Raw genomic sequence first — 18,148 nt, forward strand, 5'->3', positions numbered from 1 at the left:
GTACGCGAGGTTACTGAAGTGGCTCTCGCAGGATCAGCCTAGAACAGGGAGTTTGCGTTCGCCTGCTAGCCGGTCCAGCGCGGTCTGCATCACGGAGCGCACGTATGAGTCGACTTCGTCGATCTCTGGCTGGCCTCCGAACCGGGCGACGATGTCGAGAGGCTCCAGCACCTCGGTCACGATCTTAGACGGCAGTGGCAGATTGGCTGGGAAGAAGCTCGTGAGGCCGAACGGGACACCCACCGCAAGTGGAAGTATTTCCATCCGTATGCGCTTCAGGCCCAGGCTCTTAGCCAGTCGATTGCCGCGGGTCAAGAACAGTTGCGTTTCCTGCCCCCCGATAGACACCATCGGCACGATGGGCACCTGGGCTTCGATCGCGGCCCTGACGTATCCGGTTCGACCGTTGAAGTCGATGACATTCTGGGAGAACGTCGGCCGGAAGGAGTCATAGTCCCCGCCCGGGAACACCAGCACGACCGCACCGGAGTGCAGCGCTTGCGAAGCGTTCTTCCGGTTGGCGTGGATGACGCCAACGCGGCCCAACCATCCCGCCAGCGGTGTGATGAACACGCCATAGTGGGCGAGCGTGTAGAGAGGGCGGTCGTACCCAAAGTGATCGTAGAAGTCTGGGGCGAATACCAGGACGTCAGGCGTAAGGACACCGCCGGAGTGATTGCACACAATCAACGCGCCCCCGGTCCGCGGGAAGGCATCCAGTCCCCGCACTTCGGACCGGAACCAGAGCTTGATCAGCGGCGCCACCGCCTTGGCTGCCATTTCGGTAAAGGCCGGATCCCACTTGAATATCTCCGGCTGGTCAAACTTGTTGCCGCTCAGATGTTCCCACTGCATCATTCTCAGCCCGCGAGGTTGAAGTTGCCACTTGATCCGTAGATCGCCAGAGAGACAAGCAAAGTCACCGACACCACAGCGATGAGCGATGCGCGCACCGCGTTTCCCGTCGCGACACCGACACCGGACGGCCCACCGCTCGCGTGGTACCCAAAGTAGGTGTGCACCAACAGGATGGTGATGGCCATGGCAATGGCCTGGACGAAGGACCACAACAGGTCCATAGGGTTAAGGAAGGTCGAGAAGTAGTGGTCGTACAGACCGGGCGACTGCCCAAGGATTGTCACGGTCGTGAAGCGGCTCGCGACGAACGACAGGATGATGGCGATGGCGTACAACGGTGTGATGGCGATCATCCCGGCGACGATTCTGGTGCTGACCAGGAAGGAGATCGGGCGGATGGCCATGGCTTCGAGCGCGTCGATTTCCTCGTTGATTCGCATGGCGCCCAACTGAGCGGTCACGCCCGCGCCAAAGGTGGCCGCCAGACCGATTCCGGCGACCACCGGAGCCGAGATGCGGACGTTGATGAACGCCGACAGAAAACCCGTCAACGCCTCGATGCCGATGTCCCCCAGGGAGCTGTGCCCTTGGACGGCCAGCGTCCCACCGGTCGCCAGGGTCAGGAATCCCACGATGGCGACGGTTCCACCAATCATCGCCAAGGTGCCCGCACCCATGCTGATTACGGCGATTTGGCGGACAATGTCACGCCGGTAGTTGATCATCGCGAACGGGATGCCCGCGAGCGCCTTGCCGAAAAACACTGCCTGGTCGCCCAAGCGAACCAGAACGGTGACCGGACGCTCGAGTTCACGCCTGACTCGAAGGTTGGTGGCATGTAGCGTCACGGCGTCGCCCTTCAGCCGGCCGTCAACTGAACGCCGATTGCAGTGACGACGACGTTCACCACGAACAGCGACATGAAGGCAAAGACGACCGTCTCGTTCACGGCGTTGCCGACGGCCTGCGCGCCGCCGCCGACGATCGTCAATCCTCGGTAACACGCAACCAGGCCAGCGATGAGGCCGAACAATCCGGCCTTGACGCCCGAGATGATCAGCTCGGGCACGCCGGTCAGCACCGTGATACCGGATGCGAACGCACCGGGATTGACGTCCTGAACGAACACCGAAAATACGTAGCCGCCGACGATGCCGATGGTGCAGACAAGTCCGTTCAGCAACACAGCCACCAACGCCGACGCGAGCATGCGCGGCGTCACCAACCGCTGAACGGGGTTGATGCCCAAGACCTCCAGTGCGGCGATCTCGTCGCGGATGGTGCGTGAGCCAAGATCGGCGCACATCGACGTGGCACCGGCACCGGCCACGATCAACACGGTCACCAGCGGACCGATTTGCGTGACCGCGCCGAACGCCGCACCCGCACCGCTGAGGTCTGCCGCACCGAGTTCGCGCAGCAGAATGTTCAACGTGAAGCTGACCAGAACCGTGAACGGGATCGCTACAAGCAGTGTCGGTACGAGTGAGACGCGGACGATGAACCAGGATTGCTCCACGAACTCTCGACCTTGAAAGGGGCGGCGAAACAGGAACTTCATCGCGTCGGCCGACATTACGAACAAGCCCCCGACACCCTGAAACGGTCGGCTCAAGGCCAGAGCACCTGACGGGCGAGCGCTCTCACCGGAGGAACGCGCGGGAGCCTCGGCAGCCATGACCCCTCCTCGGTTCGGGGCTACCGCGCCGCTCGCAGTCCCGATGTTGCGTCTTTGCAGTCACGGTCCGCTGCCCGGTCATCCTTCAAGAAGGGTCTTTCGGCCTCAGGGACGCGCCGCAGTGCCTATTCCGCTCAGATGATGGGTGGCCGGCAGGCAACGGGTGCCCGGACACAGTGGGTCAGCGCCGGACCGATCACCGTTCTTGTTGTGGGAGTGGAGAACGGGCGCGCAATGGCTGCAGAGTCCGCCACGCGGGCCGACCGAAGCGTCGGCCATCGCTCGGAAAGCGGGTCGTTACGTGATGTGCTGCATCGACGTTCGCTCGCGGTCAGCCCGCGGGTTCACATTACAACATCATCTGAACAGTTGGACAGGTAAGGCCGGAAGGGCGAAGGTTGCATCGATTCAGGCCCTGGCGTTCTATAGCCCGCCGCACTCCGAGGGCCCGATGATGACGTTCCACGGCGGGCAGTGCGCCGGCCGCGGAGCAGGCGGGGGAGGCGGACCCATCGGCGGTGGTGGGGAATCCATCCATAGGTAGCTGGCCATCGCGTTGCCGTTCACATCGAACATCGGGACATTGCCCTTACCCATCGGGACGGTGACGAAGGTGTGGCACACGTTCATGTCCCAGCCCAGGCCGTGCATCGGCAGCGGCTGGCCGGGGCACCACGTGTAACCGCCCTGGGCGGTTGCCGTTCCCATTCCGGCCGCGAGGACGGCGCATACGGCGACCGCCGTTGCGAACCGCGAATATCGGTACATCTCTGCTCCTTTCGAACGTCCGAGTGCAAAATCGGCGTAGCCTGCAGTTATGTGGTCATCAGCGTTGATCGTGGGTGGTTTGTGTGCTGCCCTGATCGCCGCGGCCCCGGCCGCGCTCGCCGAGCCGACTCCGGGATATCCGGCGACCGACGCCAACGGCGTCCCGACGAACAGATCCGGTGGCCCCGCCCCGACGATGAACGGGATCACCTGCACGGGTGGCCATTACGGCGTGTGCTTCGCGATGGCGCAAAGTCAACAGCCGCGCAGGACTCCCCGCGTCACTGTGGGCCACAGCCCGACCGTCAGGAACTAGCGCCGCAGCGAGCCTGGCGGCCAGTCATAGCCGATCTCGTCGCAGATCGGCGGGATGATGATCAGCGATCCGCGCGGGCTGCAGAAGGGCATACCCGGCGGCGGTTGCAGCGGAGCCGGGGGCGCGCCGACTGGAGCGGGTGGCGGCGAAGCCGGATGCGGTGAGCCCGACCACGGGTACATGGTGTTGGTGGTGACGTCCACGATGCCCTCGGAGGTCCAGTACCAGTCGTGCGGGACGTTCCAGTCCCACGTCAGTACCTGACCACCCGGCGGCGGAGGCTGGCCGGGTAGCCAGTGGGTGCATGTCTGGCCCGGGGGACAGTTGCCGCCCTGGTAGCTGGGTCCCTGGGCGGACGCGGTCGTCACCAATCCCAATCCGGCCAGCGCCAGGCCGGTGGTCGCCACCGCGATTTTCGCGATTCGGTTGATCATCGTTCTCCTTCGTCGGGGCACGCATGAGTTGCGTCGCCGGTGTTGCCAAGTACATAGCCCGACGTTGGCTACCGAACCCAACAATGATGGCCCAGCAAGCGTCGGGCCGAGTGAAATAACGGCATACTCAGCGGACTTCTGTCGCTGGCGCCGCGACCGGCGTGGGTGTTGACCGCCTCATTTCCAGCGGTTCCGGAAATAGTGAGAAGGAAACTCCGATGACCATTTCGGATGATGCCGCGCGTTCCGGTGACCCACGAATACCCGCAGAGACGATCACCTCGCAGTCACACCTGTTCCGACTCGGTGAGCAACCGCGCAGCACGCGCGACGGTGGCTGGTTCCAGCAGGCCAACGAGGACAACTTTCCGATCCTCAAGGGCAGGAAGCCAGCCTGCTGCTCCTGACGTTGGAGCCGGGTGGAATTCGGGAGCCGCACTCAACCTCGTTTTCGCGCCCGAGGGGTCGTTCCACTACTTGGAGAACCGCGGTACCGACGATCTGACGATCATCATCATCCAGAACACCAGTGCGCCCGAAGACAAGGACAACATCGCTATCGGGGAGTCCATGAGCAGGCTTCCACCGCGGCTGCTGTCCGCTGTCTACGCCGCTCCCGCAGAGACATTCAATTCGTTCAAGAAAATCGACAACTCGATCGTCATCCTGCGATCGCCCTAAGTACTGCACCGCCGCGACAGGGCGAGATTGCAGTAGTGCACTACCGAGATCGCGGCATCGCACGAGCGCGACGATTGCAGCCGTGGTCGATCAGTGCGAAGCGACGTCGAACCTGTTGGCCCCGCCGTCGGTGCGCCTGCCCAAGCTGGTGCAGGGTGTCGGCTTGACTGTGTCCCGCCGCGATTCGATGCGGAAATGGATCAAGCGATACGGTCGCATCTTCGAATTCAACGTCCCGTTCTTCGGCCGGTGCGTCGCGGTTTCCGACCCGGCTCTGGTCAGGGCGGTATTCACCGCGAGCGCTGAGCAGCTGACCAACTATCAGCCGAATCTGAGCATGTTCTTCGGACCCGGATCGATATTCGCTCTTGACGGCGTTCGGCACCACGATCGGCGACGACTCATCGGGCCGGCCCTCCACGGTCGGAGCCTCCGACATCACGAGGCGATCATCGTCGACGAGGTCTTGCGCGAATGCGCGAACTGGCCGGAGAACAAGGAGTTCCGCGTATTCGAACCGATGAACAGGATCACCTTGAACGTGATCTTGCGGACCATCTTCGGTGCCGAAGGAGCCGAACTCGACGACCTTCGTGAGGTTGTGCCGCGTTATGCGAAATTCGGATCGGCGATGGTGAAGTTCATGCCGGTGCCAAAACTGCGGAACCGGCGGTGTACTCCGTGGGGGAGGATGGACACGGTCCGAAGAGCGTTCGACCGAGTCCTACTCGCGTTGATCGCAAGAGCCGAGGCGGATCCCGGACTTGGCGAGCGGACGGACCTGCTGGCGCAATTGCTGCGAAGCAGGACTGCCGACGGAGCAGGGCTGTCTCGTCAAGACATCTGCGACGAACTGGTGACGCTGATCGGTGCCGGTCACGAGACCACCACAGCAGCCCTGAGTTGGGCGTTCGAGCGGTTGCGGCGCCACCCCCACGTGCTGGCCGACCTGGTCAGAGAAGTCGACGAGGGGCGCAGTGAGTTCCGCCGAGCCACGATATTGGAGGTGTTGCGAGTGCGGCCGGTGATCGACCTACCGGGCCGCCGGGTCAGTGCACCGTACTTCGATCTTGGTACGTGGCGGATTCCACAGGGGCACAACGTGTTTGTCAGCCTCGCCGATTTACACGAGAGTTCGGAGATATTTTGTCGCCCCGAGAGATTCGATCCGAACCGCTTCCGAGACACCAAACAGCCGGCACCAGGATGGCTGGCGTTCGGAAGCGGAGCACGCCGGTGCATGGGCGCTGATTTCGCAGTGAACGAAATCGATTTCGTGCTGCGGACTGTGCTCCAGAATTTCCAGATCCACACCGACTCCGCCGCCGACGAGAAGCCGTACTTTCGGGGTGTCACGTATGCCCCGAAACGCGGTGGGCGCGTCGTTGTCACCCGCCGAAAGTAGTCCACTGTGCCGACCCGAATGATCAGTCCATCGAATGCGCGACCACTCGACATTCGCTGCACCGTTGTTGACGTTGTTCTCTCGAACGTGGCGAATCATCTTGTCTTCTTCTTCGAACGCCGTCTGGACACGAAGGCACTCGGCGATGCGTTTGCGGAGGCGCTCACGCAGCTTCCGATGTTCGCGGGGCGAATGACTCTGGCCGGCGGTACTTTACGAATCCGATGCCGGGGGCGGGGGGTGCCCTTCACTACTGCGTCGTCCGATCGCACGCTACAACAGGCGATCCAGTCGGTAATGGAAGACAGCGGCGAGTGGCTGGTCGACCGGGTGAACGGCGCCACGTCGCGGTGGGGATTCGGACCACTGTGCAAGGTGTGTGTCACCCATCTGGCAGATGATGCTACGGCGATCGGTGTGTCGTTCCATCACGCGATCGGCGACATGCAGACGTTGATGCTCTTCATGGACGCATGGTCGGCGGCCGCTGCCGGCAGGCCGCTTCCTGAGCCGGTGATCGTCGAAGACCGCGTTGCCTACCTCGACGAGCATCTACCCCCCGACGGCGCTCGGAAGCCGGGGGTGCGTTGCCTCGGACTCGCCGAGACCGCCCGCAGCCTGGTGTACCTGGCGAAGGGTGGGCGCAAGCAGCGGACACTGAGTCTGTACTTCGGCGACCGCGAAGTCGCCCGTATGCGCGAGGCCTATGAAAAGCGGATGCGACTGTCTGTGAACGACGTTGTGTGCGGACATGTTTGCGAGGCGTTGATGACCGCTGACCCCGCGGTGGATCGTCGCACCCTCGCACTCTCGGTGAACGCGCGGAATCGGTGTGGCCTGGACCCGATGCTCGTCGGAAACATCCTCTCGGCGTTGAACATCGACATACGGCGCGGAGAGACGGCACGTTCGATAGCCGAACACATCCGCCACGACGTCGACCACTTCGCCGACGAACACTGTGACTTGCGCGTCAACCAAGAGTTCCTGGACACCGCCGGCAGATGGCGGGGCGCTCGCTGTGTGGCCGTCGGTTTCAACCCGGTCCGATGGAATCCACTCATCACGAACGTGACCGGCTTCGGCGTGAACCGTATCGACTTCGAGGACACTTCCGCCACCTGCTGCATGATCGTGATGAAAGTACCCGTTGCTGGATACGGTTCGCTGATAGAGGGTCCTTACGGTCGCGGGTTGGTATTTCAAATGACGTTATCGCCCAGGGAGTTCCAGGCTATGTCCAGCTCCGTGATTCGGGAATACCTGCACAGGTTTCAGAGCGCGGACGATGACACTCCGCGACTGCGCCATCGGGTTCACGACTAGCGTTTAGCGCCGGGGTCAACTGCTTCGCAGCACCGCGACCGTCTCCAGTCGCCGCGCGTGGATGACGGGATACACCGCAGCTGCGAGGACGAGAATGAATACCGCTGCCACCCCGGTCCGCAAGGCCACGGGCAACACACCCCATTCGATCTTGATGCCGTAGAACACCGGTGAGCCCAGTGACCAGAGATAGGTGAGGCCCGCACCCGCGAGCGTGGCGAGTCCGGCGACCATTACGCCGAGAAGACCTGCGTTGGCTACGATGACGGCCTGTTCCTGCCCAGCCGTCATTCCGATCGCCCGCAACGCGGCTCGCTCACGCTTGCGCTGCACGAGTCCCAACACGAACACATTGAGCACGCTCAAGCCGGCCGCGGCCATCACCACATAACCCGCGATAGTGAAGGGCTCAAGGAATCGACTGATCCCGCTGGTCGCCATCGATCGCCACTGCTCATTGTCGTACACCCGCAATCCGGCACCGAGGTCGAGGAATTCGCCGCGGTGGGTGGTCGCATCGGTGGCCGACGGATAATCCACCGCGACCTGGTCGCGTACGGCAGCCCAATCGGATCGCGCCAATCCTTCGGAGACCAGCACGATGTCGCCCACAGCGGCGTCATTGACCATCTGCGGATGGAAGATTCCAGCGACCCGGTACCTCTTTGGCCCGAGGACGGTAGGCAATTCGACGGTGTCGCCTGTGGTAGCGCCGAGGCGGCTGGCGGCGATTTCGCTCAAGCCCACCTCCCCGTCCCGCAACCCCTGCCAGAACGTGGCAGCAGCGTTCGTCGGTTCATAGAGCGCCCGGCTGTACCAATCGCCCGGGGTTACGCCGGCGACTTGGCGTGACAAGGTCCCAGACCCGATCGTCGATCGCCAGCGCGACGAGACGCTTCGGCCGTCTGCCGCGCCGGTTACCAATTCGAATGTGCCGTCAGCGATCTGGCTGTCCCGCTGATCGACCACCGACTGGGCCGCGATCAACAGCGAGGCAGGTAGTCGGTCGGCCTTCTCCTCACCGATCTGCTTCGCGCCGAGCTGTTGCATGCTGTGTGAGCTGATGGCCGAGCTGGCGCCCTGGGTGAGTAGCGCGGCTGAGAGCGCGAACAGCAGCGTGTAGCGCCGAAAATCGGCACCAAGCGGACGACCGATGGCCGGACGCGCGATCGTAAGCACCCCGATCGCCAGCCGAGCGCCGCGCGGAGCCAACCACGCGGTCACCAACACCACCCCGCACAATCCCACCGTAAGGCCGTTGATGCCCGCGTTCAGCGGCAGCGACCCGTGTTCGAAGATCCTCATCACGACGACGGAGCCGGCCAGCAGACATGAGCCGATGATCAACGGCCACAACGGGATCCTTCTGGCGCGGTGCATCCCGCCGATGCTGGTCATCGAGGCCAGCGGGCCTTCGCGCATCAACCTGACGGCGGGCCCGATCATCGCGAGGATTCCGGAGACTGTGCCTGCGGCCGCGGCGATCAGGATCAGATTCGGCGTGAAATGGGTGGTAATCGCGCCGCCAGAGCCTGCCAGCATGGATTGACCGAACCGGTCCACCAGATACTTCCCGAGCAGGAATCCGCTCGGCACACCGGCCAGCCCGCCGAGGACACCCACGACGGCGCCCTCGCCGAGCATTCCGACGAACAAGCGGATCGGCTTGGCTCCAACCGCCCCGATGGTTCCCATCACTGCTCGCCGGTCCTCCACGGCCAGCAGGATGGTATTCACGGATATGAGGATGCCGATCAAGATGCCGGCCAGCACATTCAGGTTGAAGCTCTGCGTTGCGTTCTCGAACACCGCCGGTTGACGTGGCTGCGGCGGGCCCGCCGTGGCAATACCGGCAATGACGCGGTCGACGTCGACCGTGACGACAGCGCCCTGTCTTGGAAGGACGAACGCCACGGTGGCATAACCGGGCGAGCCGAGGAGGTTCGCGGCGATGTCCGTGGATGGGGCCAAGAGCACGTAGCCGTTGTTGATGCCCTCGACGCGGTCGAACTCCTGAAAGGTCCACCCCAGGTGCGCAGAACCTGGCGGCAGACCCGGGATGCGCAACTCGTCACCCAGCTGGAGGCCATGCCGTTCGGCGATGACGGCTGGAATCTGCAGCGGCACACCGGGACCGGGCGCAGGCTCGGTGTCCTGGGCGCGCCGCTCGCAGTCGAATGAGCCGACCAGCAGCTCGATCTGGCACGAACCGCCGAGCAGGAAGAACCCGTGAGATTCGCCGGAAACGTCGACGGGCGTCAATCCGGCGACTACCGGGATGACCGCCTCTGCGCCAGCGACCTCGGCACGCAGGCGGTCGACCGCCTCGATCGGCAACCGGCCGCTGATGGTCGGCGTCACCTGGACCACCCCTTTTTCGGCGGCATGGGTGAGCGAAGGGCCGAACGCGTCGAATGGCCGGGCGAGTTCGAATTTGAGGATCAACGTCGCGAGTACCACCGTCACGCCCACCGCGACACCGATGATGCTGAGCAGCGTCCGCCGCCAGTCGGCGATCAACGCGGCGAGGTGGATGCGCCGAAACGACGTCATCGCTCACCGAGGGGTGCGGCGAAAGGCGTGCCGATTTCCGCTGCGCACGAACGCCCGTCGACAAGGTGCAACTCCCGGGTGCCGTAGTTCGCTGCGGTCTGGTCGTGGGTGACCATGACGACCGCCGCGCCGTCTTCGTCCGACAGCGAGCGCAGGAGATCCAACACCTCGGTCGAGGAATGGCTGTCGAGATTTCCGGTCGGCTCGTCGGCGAGCACGAGCGAAGGCCGCGCCACCAGGGCGCGCGCCACCGCGACTCGCTGCATTTGCCCACCCGACAGTTCGGCGGGCCGGTGCTGCACGCGGTCGCCGAGTCCGACTCGTGCCAGTACCTCCTCGGCGCGGGCATCCGCCACCCGGGCCCGCATGCCGTCGAGAACCAGCGGCAACGACACGTTCTCCACCGCGGTCAGCATCGGCACCAGGTTGAAGAACTGGAACACGAATCCGAGGTTGCGCCGCCGGAACGCCGCGCGTGCGCCCGATCTCATGGACCACACGTCCTGGCCGGCCACCTCCACCGAGCCGGTGTCGGGTGCGTCCAACCCGCCGGCAATGTGGAGGAAGGTCGATTTGCCGGCTCCCGACGGTCCGGTCACGACGACGAATTCGCCTGCATTCAAGGCGAAGTCGAGGTCAGAGAGGACCTTCACCTGCTCGTCGCCCCGGCGGTACGTCTTGCTGACGCCTCTGAGGCGCAGTACGGGTGTCACGCTATTGATCGTCACGCGTGCAGGTTGCGCCTAGGGCAGTAGCCGACCACTGCAATGGCACCGGTGACTCGGACGGAACTACTTAGTAGGACTGCCCGCCGGCATACCGCTGCCGGCGAAAATGGCGTCCTTTCCCACGGTTGCGGCTCTTGTACGTCGCGAGCTGCGAGTCGCAGTTCGGGCAGATCAGCCGCAGGTTCTCCCGTCGATTGTTGGTCGGATCTCCGTCGATGTGGTCCATCACCAAAGCGAGGGGCAGGTCCAGCCACATGCTCGGTGCACCGCAGATCGCGCAACATCGCGACTGGGCATCGGCCAGATATTCACGGATGTAATGGCCACGGGTGGTGCCTACCCGCGCCTCGCCGCATTCGAGCCAACGTTCCAGACTCGACTTGCGCCGGAACGCCTGCTGACATGCGTTACCGCAGTAGACCTTCTGACTGCGCCTCGTGAGCGCACAGGCGCAATTGCGACACTGTCTCATGCTCGGAAGCTACGACGGGCCACCGACAATCAGGCGGGCGCCGGAACGTGGAGCCTCCTATCGGGATTGAACCGATGACATTCCGCTTACAAGGCGAACGCTCTACCACTGAGCTAAGGAGGCCTGTGGGCTAGGAGTTTATCGGGTCACCCTTTCGGGGAACTAGCTGCGGTGTGAGTGTCAAAGACGACCTGCTCGAGGACTTGCCGCATGTTTACCCGGGATTGAAGCGGCCCGACGTCGAGCGACTGCTGACGTTGCTCGACCAGAGCGCCAGCACCGAGGCCAGCATGGGCCTGTCAGTCGCCACTGCGCTCGATCCGCTCGTGCCGAACGTCGCCCGCCGAATCGAGTCGTACAAGGCGTCCGGCCACGTCGATGACTACCTGCGGATGCTGCGCGGTGCCGCGGTTCTGCTGCTTCAGGAGTGGCAGCCGCAGGGTCAACCTCCGCCGCCGGACAGCATCGCCAACTTGGTCGACAAGGTCGAACGCGACAGCTGACGTCACTCGTCGACGTCGATGACCCGTTGCGATGTCACGGTCCTCGATGCTTCAGCCCTGGCGCGTGCTCTGGGCCGTCGGCCCGGCAGGGGAATTCGGTCAGCGATGTTGCTCAGCGGGTTGACCACCTGACTCAGGGTGATGACGGCGTCGTGCAGCGCATCGATCGTCGGCGCCAGCGCCTCCAGCCCGGGCGCCAACCGGTTCAGCGTGTCGGCGACGGTGGCCAGCTTCAGCAGCGGCCCGTTCTCGTCAGTCAGGGTGTCGAGCAACCCGCCCTCGGCCAGCAGCTTGTCGGCCACTCCATCCTCGCGCAGCACCCGCTCGATCAAGCCGTCGTTGGCCAGCAGCTGATCGGCGAGCCCGCCAGGGGCGATGACCCGTGATATCGCGCCGTCGTCGGTGGTCATCCGGTCCAGCAGCCCACCCTCGGCGGTCACCTGGTCGACGATGCCGCCCGGTGCCAGTGCGCGGGCGACCGCACCGTTCTCCGCGGTCAGGCGGTCAAGCAGTCCGCCTTCGGCGGTCACCTGATCCACCACCCCGCCCGGTCGAAGCAGCCGGTCGAGCGGGCCGTTGGGCGCCAGTGCCCGGCCCAGGGGGGCGTCGTCGTCCATGAGCCTGGCCAGCCGGTTTGCGCGTTCGACGGCGTCGTCGAGGCCCAGCAGGTGGGCGAACGATGCCGAACCGCCGGCGTCCGCGCTCGTCTCACCGAGGGTCCGCTGTGCGATGCCGAGCGCGCCGCTGGCCATCGAAAGCCCTGTATCCGCCATTGCGAGTCCGACCCGGACCGGCGCTGTGGCCAGGTCGGTTACGGCTTTGCCCAGGTTCATTTCCCCAGTCTAGGGACCGCGCAAGCATAAACTCACAGGAAGTACACAGCTATCGGGCAGGATCATTACAAGGCAATAGGTGGACAGTAGCGAGATGGCGATGCCTGCTGCACCCGAAAAAGCCCCAGAAGCCAGGGTCCTCGTCGTCGACGACGAGATGAACATCGTGGAGCTTCTGTCGGTCAGTCTGAAGTTCCAGGGATTCGAGGTCTACACGGCGTCCAACGGCTCCGCCGCCCTGGACAAGGCCCGGGAAGTAAAGCCGGACGCGGTGATCCTCGACGTCATGATGCCCGGGATGGACGGGTTCGGCGTGCTGCGCCGACTGCGCGCCGACGGTATCGACGCCCCGGCCCTGTTCCTCACGGCGCGCGACTCGCTGCAGGACAAGATCGCCGGCCTCACGCTCGGCGGCGACGACTACGTGACCAAGCCGTTCAGCCTCGAAGAGGTTGTCGCCCGCCTGCGGGTCATTCTGCGGCGCTCGGGCCGCGGCGCGGTCGAGGAGGCTCGCAGCTCCCGGCTGACCTTCGCCGACATCGAACTCGACGAGGACACCCACGAGGTGTGGAAGGCCGGCGAGCCGGTCGCGCTGTCGCCGACCGAGTTCACTCTGCTGCGGTACTTCATCATCAACGCGGGCACCGTGCTGTCGAAGCCGAAGATCCTCGACCACGTGTGGCGTTACGACTTCGGCGGGGACGTGAACGTCGTCGAGTCCTACGTCTCGTATCTTCGCCGCAAGATCGACACCGGCGAACAACGCCTGCTGCACACGCTGCGCGGTGTCGGCTACGTGTTGAGAGAGCCCCGCTGAACAATGGCAGTGTGGGCGCACTGAGCGGACGAGGCATCCCGCTGCGGGTCGGGCTCGTGGCCGCCACTCTGGTGCTGGTGGCATGCGGTTTGCTCGCCGCCGACGTCGCGGTCACCTCGATCCTGCGCCACACGCTGAGCAACCGCGTCGACCAGGAATTGCTCGACGCTTCCCGCAGCTGGGCGCAAGCTCCCCGGCACCTGCCCGCGCTGCCCATGGAGGGACCCAATCCCGCGCGGCCGCCGTCGAACTTCTACGTCCGCGGTATCGGTCCCGACGGAAACATCTGGATGGCGGTCAACGATCGCGACGCCGAACCGGCGCTCCCTGACGACAACGACGTCGGGCCGGTCCCGGTCACCATCGGCTCGGTCGGCGACTCCGGCGTCGAATGGCGCGCGATGACGGTGCGCGGGCCGCAGGGAGAGCTCACCACCGTGGCGATCGACCTGTCCGACGTGCAGACGACGGTGCGGGCCCTGACGTACGCGCAACTCGGCATCGGCCTGGCGGTGCTGTTGGTGCTCGGGGTGGCCAGCTATGCCGTCGTGCACCGAAGCCTGCGCCCGCTCTCAGAAGTCGAACGGACCGCCGCGGCGATTGCGGCGGGTCAGCTCGACCGCCGGGTTCCCGAACGTGACCCCCGCACCGAGGTCGGCCGATTGTCGTTGGCGCTCAACGGGATGCTCGCTCAGATACAAAGTGCGATGGCGGCATCGGAGTCGTCCGCGGAGAAGGCGCGCGGGTCGGAGGAGCGAATGCGACGGTTCATCACCGACGCCAGCCATGAGCTGCGCACCCCGTTGACCACCATCCGGGGTTTCGCCGAGTTGTACCGGCAGGGCGCAGCCAACGACGTCGAGATGCTGATGAGCCGGATCGAAAGCGAATCGAGCCGGATGGGTCTGCTGGTCGAGGATCTGCTGCTGCTCGCGAGGCTCGATGCGCAGCGCCCGCTGGATCGGCGCAGGGTCGACCTGCTCGTGCTGGCCAGCGATGCCGTGCACGATGCGCGCTCGATTTCGCCGAAACGCACCATCACCATGGAGGTGTTCGACGGGCCGGGAACTCCCGAGGTGCTCGGTGACGAGCCGCGGCTGCGGCAGGTGCTCTCCAACCTGATGACCAATGCGCTGCAGCACACCCCCGACACCGCCGACGTCACGGTGCGGGTGGGGACGGACGACGACACCGCGGTGATCGAGGTGTGCGACAAGGGTCCGGGGATGAGCGTGGAGGATGCGCACCGCGTCTTCGAGCGGTTCTACCGCGCCGACTCCTCTCGCGCGCGGGCCAGCGGCGGCACCGGGCTCGGGCTCTCGATCGTCGACTCGCTGGTGTACGCGCACGGCGGCACGGTCAGCGTCTCCACCGCGCCGGGAAAGGGCTGCCGGTTCAGGGTCGAGCTACCGCGGATCGCCGACGTGCCCGCCCATGTCGGTTGAGCGTCAGCGCAATTCGGCCAGTGCGGCCTTGATCTTGGCCTGAGCGTCGTCGAGGGACTGCGCCGAAGGGTTCTGGTCGGCGTTCGCGAAACCGAAGTCCGCGAGGTTGTTCGTGGGGAAGACGTGAACGTGCAGATGCGGCACCTCCAGGCCGGCGATGATCACGCCCGCACGTTCAGCGGGAAAGGCCTTGACCACGGCCTTGCCGATCAGCTGCGACACCTCCATCACACGGGCGAACACTTCGGGCTCGACGTCCTGCCAGTTGTCGATCTCGGCGCGCGGCACCACCAGCGTGTGGCCGACGGTGATGGGCGCAATCGTCAGGAATGCGACGATGTCGTCGTCCTCGTAGACGAATCGACCGGGTAGCTCTCCGTTGATGATCTTGGTGAACACACTCGCCATGTCCGACAGCATTCCAGGGGGCGGCCCCCGGGCTCGACGGGGGTGGCGTCGGCAGTGTCGTCCCCCCAGTTATCCCCAATCGGCAATTCATCCACAGGCCGGCGCGGAGAACGAAATGGCGTGTCTGTTCTGTCGGGCGCCGCCCATACGGTTGAGACATGTTCGATGGTTCCCTGCCTGAAATCGGCGAAGTCGCCGCGCTGAGTGATGCGGCGCTGGTCGATGCCGCCGGTGGCTGGGGCCGTGCCGAGGCGGCGGCGTGCGCGCGCAAGCAGGCCGTGATGGCCGAGATCTTTGTCCGACGAACCGGTTTGGACGCCGGCGAGCGTGAGCTCTGGTGGGTCGACCCCGAAGCTGCGGTGGCTGCCGAACTGGCCGCCGCCTTGAATGTCAGCACCGGTATGGCGTTGCATCTGACTCATCGCGGTGTCGCCCTGCGTGACCGCCTGCCAAAGGTGGCCGCGCTATTTCACAGCGGGTTGATCAGCGACCTGCTGGTGCGCGCCATCGTGTGGCGCACCTATCTGATCGAGGATCCCGACGCGATGGCGAACGTGGATGCCGCACTCGCCGAGCAGGTCGTCACGTGGGGACCCTTGTCGGCGAAGAAGACCGAACAAGCCATCGACGCCCTCGTCGAACGATTCGACCCGGGCGCGCTGCGGCGCAGCCGCGACAGCAGTCAGTACCGTGACGTGACGTGACGTTCGGCTCGCCGTCCGACGAGGCGGGGTGCACCAGCATGTGGGCTCGGCTGTTGACCGGGGATGCCAAGGTGCTCGAACAGCGGGTCAACGAAATCGCCGGCAGCGTGTGTGACGCCGACCCGCGGACCCTCGGTGAACGCCGTAGCGAGGCGCTGACGGCGCTGGCCGACGGCCTCACCGAACTGGCCTGCCAATGCGGTGAGGCGGAATGCACGGCGGCCGGACGTAGACGCACCCCGCCGACGTCCACGGTGGTCCATGTGATTGCCGACGCCGATACCGTGTCCGCGGCCCAGGTCGCATCGGCCACTGACACCGCTCCCGCGTTCGTCATCGGTGGAGGGATTCTGCCCAGCTCGCTCCTTGCCACGACACTCGAACGGGCTACCTCGCGCCAGGTTCGTCATCCCGGTGTCGACGCTGCACCTGAGACGCGCTATCGCCCCTCGGCCGGACTGGCCGCGTTCGTGCGTTGCCGAGATCTGACGTGTCGTTGGCCCGGCTGTGACAAGCCGGCCGACGTTTGCGATCTGGACCATACCGTGCCGTATCCGCTGGGGCCGACTCATGCGTCAAACCTGAAGTGCCTGTGCAGGTTTCACCACCTATTGAAAACCTTTTGTGGTTGGCTTGATCAACAGTTGCCCGACGGCAACGTCGTATGGACGGCGCCTACCGGGCACACGTACATCACCAGACCCGGAAGCGCCGAACTCTTTCCGAGCCTTTGCCGGTCGACTGGGAAACTCGCTTTGCCCGAGCCACGCACGATCGCCCAATCGACCGGTGATCGCGACGCGATGATGCCCAAGCGTCGCCACACACGCGTGCATAACCGCGCGAAAGCCATCGCAGCCGAACGCCGACTCAACGACCCATTCGTCGCCGAACGGAATCGTCCTCCGCCGTTCTAGGTGTGTCGCAGCATCTCGTGAAGCTCTGCCATTGACCACGGCGGTGAGTCACTGTGATCGCGGTAGCCGATGATCGCCGGCGTCTGACGGTCGAAGCGTCCGACGAAACCGCCTGCGGCGATGAAGATCTGGCCCGTCACATCCTTGGCGAGATCACCGGCGAGGTAGGCGTATGTCGGTGCGGCGTACTGGGCCGGGGGCGCATCCAGCGCGGCCTGCGTGCTGGCGTCGTCCAACAACCCGCGGCGGTTCAGCTCGGCGATGTGGGATTCGTAGTCCCCGCCCGTCGACAGCCGCGTCTTCGCACCGGGGCACACCACATTCGCTCGCACCCCGGACTCCTTCAGTTCGGCCGAAATGGCCATCGTCAGCCCGTTGACGCCGCCCTTGCCCGCCGGATAGCCGGTGCCGCCGTAGTCGCCGAGATAGGCGAACGAACTGGTGTTGATGATCGAACCGCCGCCTTGCTCCACCATCTTCGGGGCGGCGGCCCGACAAGTCTCGAACGTGGTCATCAGGTGCGCGTCGATCAGATCGCGGAACAGCTCGCTGGTGACGCGCAGGATCGACTCGGCGGCCAATCCCGGTGTGCCCGCGCAGTTCACCAGGATGTCAATGCTGCCGAACTCGTCGATGCACCGGTCGATCAGTGCATCGGCGACCTCAGGGTTGGCGGGTGAGCCAGGATGGGCCACCGCACCGGGTATACCTTCGGCGGCCTGCTTGGCGGTATCGGGGTCGCGTCCGTTGAGCACGACCCCGGCGCCTTGTTCGGCGAACAGTTGCGCCACCGCGAGCCCGATGCCGCGGGTGCCGCCGACGACGACGGCGCCGCGGCCCTGCAGGGGACGGCTAATCGCCGCCGCCTTCCTCCTGCCCGAATTCCATTGCGTCCATGTTCCAGTAGCCGCGCAGGTTGGTGATCAGCCCCTCGTCATTCACCTTGTAGGTGAAGACGCCGCGCACGGTGGCCGTGAAACCGTTCGGGAACAGGGTGCGCAGCACAAGGATGTACGCGATTTCGTTCGGAGAGCTGGACGGGAACGTTGCCTCGCGGGTGACGGTCAGCTTGTTCGGGCCGATGTTCGTGTCGAAGAACTCGCCGACCGCCGCCTTTCCGCGCACACCGTTGCCGTCAGGGTTGGTGACCGACGGACCGATCGGATCCTCGAGGACGACGTCTTCGGTCATCAGCGCGAGCCAACCGTCCTTGTCGCCCGCCTGCACGCAGCGCCACGACGACTCGGACGCGGTGACGACCGGTAACTTTTCGACTGTGCCAATCGTGCTGTCGGACACGGA

22 protein-coding genes and 1 tRNA gene are annotated in these 18,148 nt (G+C 64.8%); 10 read left to right on the forward strand and 13 right to left on the reverse strand.

Translation table 11 applies throughout. The features are described 5' to 3' along the window. Positions 1 to 33: 33 nt before the first annotated feature. The 4 genes from BST47_RS20095 to BST47_RS20110 form a co-directional block, all read right to left on the reverse strand. Complete coding sequence (locus BST47_RS20095; RefSeq protein ID WP_107529031.1) at positions 34 to 855, reverse strand: lysophospholipid acyltransferase family protein; 822 nt, start codon at positions 853 to 855, stop codon at positions 34 to 36. A gap of 5 nt (positions 856 to 860) precedes the next feature. Then, entirely contained in the window at positions 861 to 1,706 is an 846-nt protein-coding gene (locus BST47_RS20100; RefSeq protein WP_107529026.1) for an MlaE family ABC transporter permease, read from the reverse strand. A gap of 11 nt (positions 1,707 to 1,717) precedes the next feature. Continuing rightward, positions 1,718 to 2,536 carry an MlaE family ABC transporter permease gene (locus BST47_RS20105; RefSeq protein ID WP_083127401.1) on the reverse strand — a complete coding sequence of 273 codons (819 nt, stop codon included), beginning with the start codon at positions 2,534 to 2,536 and terminating at the stop codon, positions 1,718 to 1,720. 423 nt (positions 2,537 to 2,959) lie between these two features. Next, positions 2,960 to 3,304, reverse strand: a complete 345-nt coding sequence (locus BST47_RS20110) for a hypothetical protein (protein ID WP_083127402.1) — start codon at positions 3,302 to 3,304, stop codon at positions 2,960 to 2,962. A gap of 49 nt (positions 3,305 to 3,353) precedes the next feature. On the opposite strand from BST47_RS20110, the gene BST47_RS20115 reads away from it, so the two are divergent. Then, on the forward strand, positions 3,354 to 3,620 hold the full coding sequence (locus tag BST47_RS20115; protein ID WP_107529027.1) for a hypothetical protein: 267 nt from the start codon (positions 3,354 to 3,356) through the stop codon (positions 3,618 to 3,620). Here the strand turns inward: BST47_RS20115 and BST47_RS20120 are convergent. Beyond that, positions 3,617 to 4,054: a hypothetical protein gene (locus BST47_RS20120; RefSeq protein ID WP_234809789.1), complete on the reverse strand. Its 438-nt coding sequence runs from the start codon at positions 4,052 to 4,054 to the stop codon at positions 3,617 to 3,619. The genes BST47_RS20115 and BST47_RS20120 overlap by 4 nt on opposite strands. Before the next feature lie 218 nt (positions 4,055 to 4,272). On the opposite strand from BST47_RS20120, the gene BST47_RS31225 reads away from it, so the two are divergent. The 4 genes from BST47_RS31225 (at position 4,273) to BST47_RS20135 (ending at position 7,466) form a co-directional block, all read left to right on the forward strand. After that, positions 4,273 to 4,461 (forward strand): cupin domain-containing protein, encoded by a 189-nt coding sequence (locus BST47_RS31225; protein ID WP_234809790.1) that lies wholly within the window; start codon positions 4,273 to 4,275, stop codon positions 4,459 to 4,461. 70 nt (positions 4,462 to 4,531) lie between these two features. Continuing rightward, positions 4,532 to 4,735 (forward strand): cupin domain-containing protein, encoded by a 204-nt coding sequence (locus BST47_RS31230; protein WP_234809791.1) that lies wholly within the window; start codon positions 4,532 to 4,534, stop codon positions 4,733 to 4,735. Positions 4,736 to 4,817: 82 nt separating this feature from the next. Next, entirely contained in the window at positions 4,818 to 6,140 is a 1,323-nt protein-coding gene (locus BST47_RS20130; RefSeq protein WP_234809792.1) for a cytochrome P450, read from the forward strand. A gap of 18 nt (positions 6,141 to 6,158) precedes the next feature. Then, entirely contained in the window at positions 6,159 to 7,466 is a 1,308-nt protein-coding gene (locus tag BST47_RS20135; protein WP_083127403.1) for an acyltransferase, read from the forward strand. Positions 7,467 to 7,481: 15 nt separating this feature from the next. Here BST47_RS20135 and BST47_RS20140 read toward each other — a convergent pair whose 3' ends face one another. The 4 genes from BST47_RS20140 to BST47_RS20155 form a co-directional block, all read right to left on the reverse strand. Beyond that, positions 7,482 to 10,019, reverse strand: coding sequence for an ABC transporter permease (locus BST47_RS20140; protein ID WP_083127404.1), 2,538 nt, complete (start codon positions 10,017 to 10,019; stop codon positions 7,482 to 7,484). Further along, on the reverse strand, positions 10,016 to 10,747 hold the full coding sequence (locus BST47_RS20145; protein WP_234809793.1) for an ABC transporter ATP-binding protein: 732 nt from the start codon (positions 10,745 to 10,747) through the stop codon (positions 10,016 to 10,018). Before BST47_RS20145 ends, BST47_RS20140 begins: the two co-directional genes overlap by 4 nt. A 67-nt stretch (positions 10,748 to 10,814) precedes the next feature. Beyond that, a complete protein-coding gene (locus BST47_RS20150; protein ID WP_083127405.1) occupies positions 10,815 to 11,219 on the reverse strand; it encodes an HNH endonuclease in 405 nt (134 codons plus the stop codon). Between the two features lie 48 nt (positions 11,220 to 11,267). Further along, positions 11,268 to 11,342 (reverse strand) — tRNA-Thr (locus BST47_RS20155). Between the two features lie 50 nt (positions 11,343 to 11,392). Here BST47_RS20155 and BST47_RS20160 point away from each other — a divergent pair. Beyond that, on the forward strand, positions 11,393 to 11,722 hold the full coding sequence (locus tag BST47_RS20160; RefSeq protein ID WP_083127406.1) for a hypothetical protein: 330 nt from the start codon (positions 11,393 to 11,395) through the stop codon (positions 11,720 to 11,722). A 2-nt stretch (positions 11,723 to 11,724) separates the two neighbouring features. Here the strand turns inward: BST47_RS20160 and BST47_RS20165 are convergent, their stop codons facing one another. Beyond that, complete coding sequence (locus tag BST47_RS20165) at positions 11,725 to 12,555, reverse strand: hypothetical protein (protein ID WP_083127407.1); 831 nt, start codon at positions 12,553 to 12,555, stop codon at positions 11,725 to 11,727. Positions 12,556 to 12,649: 94 nt separating this feature from the next. Between BST47_RS20165 and BST47_RS20170 the strand changes: the two genes are divergently transcribed. Together BST47_RS20170 and BST47_RS20175 are read left to right on the forward strand one after the other, a co-directional pair. Then, positions 12,650 to 13,372, forward strand: coding sequence for a response regulator transcription factor (locus tag BST47_RS20170; protein WP_083127408.1), 723 nt, complete (start codon positions 12,650 to 12,652; stop codon positions 13,370 to 13,372). Between the two features lie 11 nt (positions 13,373 to 13,383). Next, the gene (locus BST47_RS20175; RefSeq protein WP_083127409.1) at positions 13,384 to 14,817 is read left to right on the forward strand and encodes a sensor histidine kinase; all 1,434 of its coding nucleotides are present in this window, start codon (positions 13,384 to 13,386) and stop codon (positions 14,815 to 14,817) included. A gap of 3 nt (positions 14,818 to 14,820) precedes the next feature. On the opposite strand, the gene BST47_RS20180 is transcribed toward BST47_RS20175, so the two are convergent. Beyond that, the gene (locus BST47_RS20180) at positions 14,821 to 15,225 is read right to left on the reverse strand and encodes an HIT family protein (RefSeq protein WP_083127463.1); all 405 of its coding nucleotides are present in this window, start codon (positions 15,223 to 15,225) and stop codon (positions 14,821 to 14,823) included. Between the two features lie 158 nt (positions 15,226 to 15,383). Here BST47_RS20180 and BST47_RS31470 point away from each other — a divergent pair, with 158 nt between their 5' ends. Together BST47_RS31470 and BST47_RS20185 are read left to right on the forward strand one after the other, a co-directional pair. Next, entirely contained in the window at positions 15,384 to 15,929 is a 546-nt protein-coding gene (locus BST47_RS31470; protein WP_272937643.1) for a DUF222 domain-containing protein, read from the forward strand. Continuing rightward, positions 15,926 to 16,846, forward strand: a complete 921-nt coding sequence (locus BST47_RS20185; RefSeq protein ID WP_272937644.1) for an HNH endonuclease signature motif containing protein — start codon at positions 15,926 to 15,928, stop codon at positions 16,844 to 16,846. Before BST47_RS31470 ends, BST47_RS20185 begins: the two co-directional genes overlap by 4 nt. Here the strand turns inward: BST47_RS20185 and BST47_RS20190 are convergent. Together BST47_RS20190 and BST47_RS20195 are read right to left on the reverse strand one after the other, a co-directional pair. Continuing rightward, positions 16,843 to 17,703: an SDR family NAD(P)-dependent oxidoreductase gene (locus tag BST47_RS20190; RefSeq protein WP_083127410.1), complete on the reverse strand. Its 861-nt coding sequence runs from the start codon at positions 17,701 to 17,703 to the stop codon at positions 16,843 to 16,845. The two genes, BST47_RS20185 and BST47_RS20190, sit on opposite strands and share 4 nt — an antisense overlap. Further along, positions 17,699 to 18,145, reverse strand: a complete 447-nt coding sequence (locus tag BST47_RS20195; protein ID WP_083127411.1) for a nuclear transport factor 2 family protein — start codon at positions 18,143 to 18,145, stop codon at positions 17,699 to 17,701. Before BST47_RS20195 ends, BST47_RS20190 begins: the two co-directional genes overlap by 5 nt. Positions 18,146 to 18,148: the final 3 nt, after the last annotated feature.

Source organism: Mycolicibacterium tusciae (assembly GCF_002086795.1).
Taxonomy (GTDB): Bacteria; Actinomycetota; Actinomycetes; order Mycobacteriales; family Mycobacteriaceae; genus Mycobacterium; species Mycobacterium tusciae.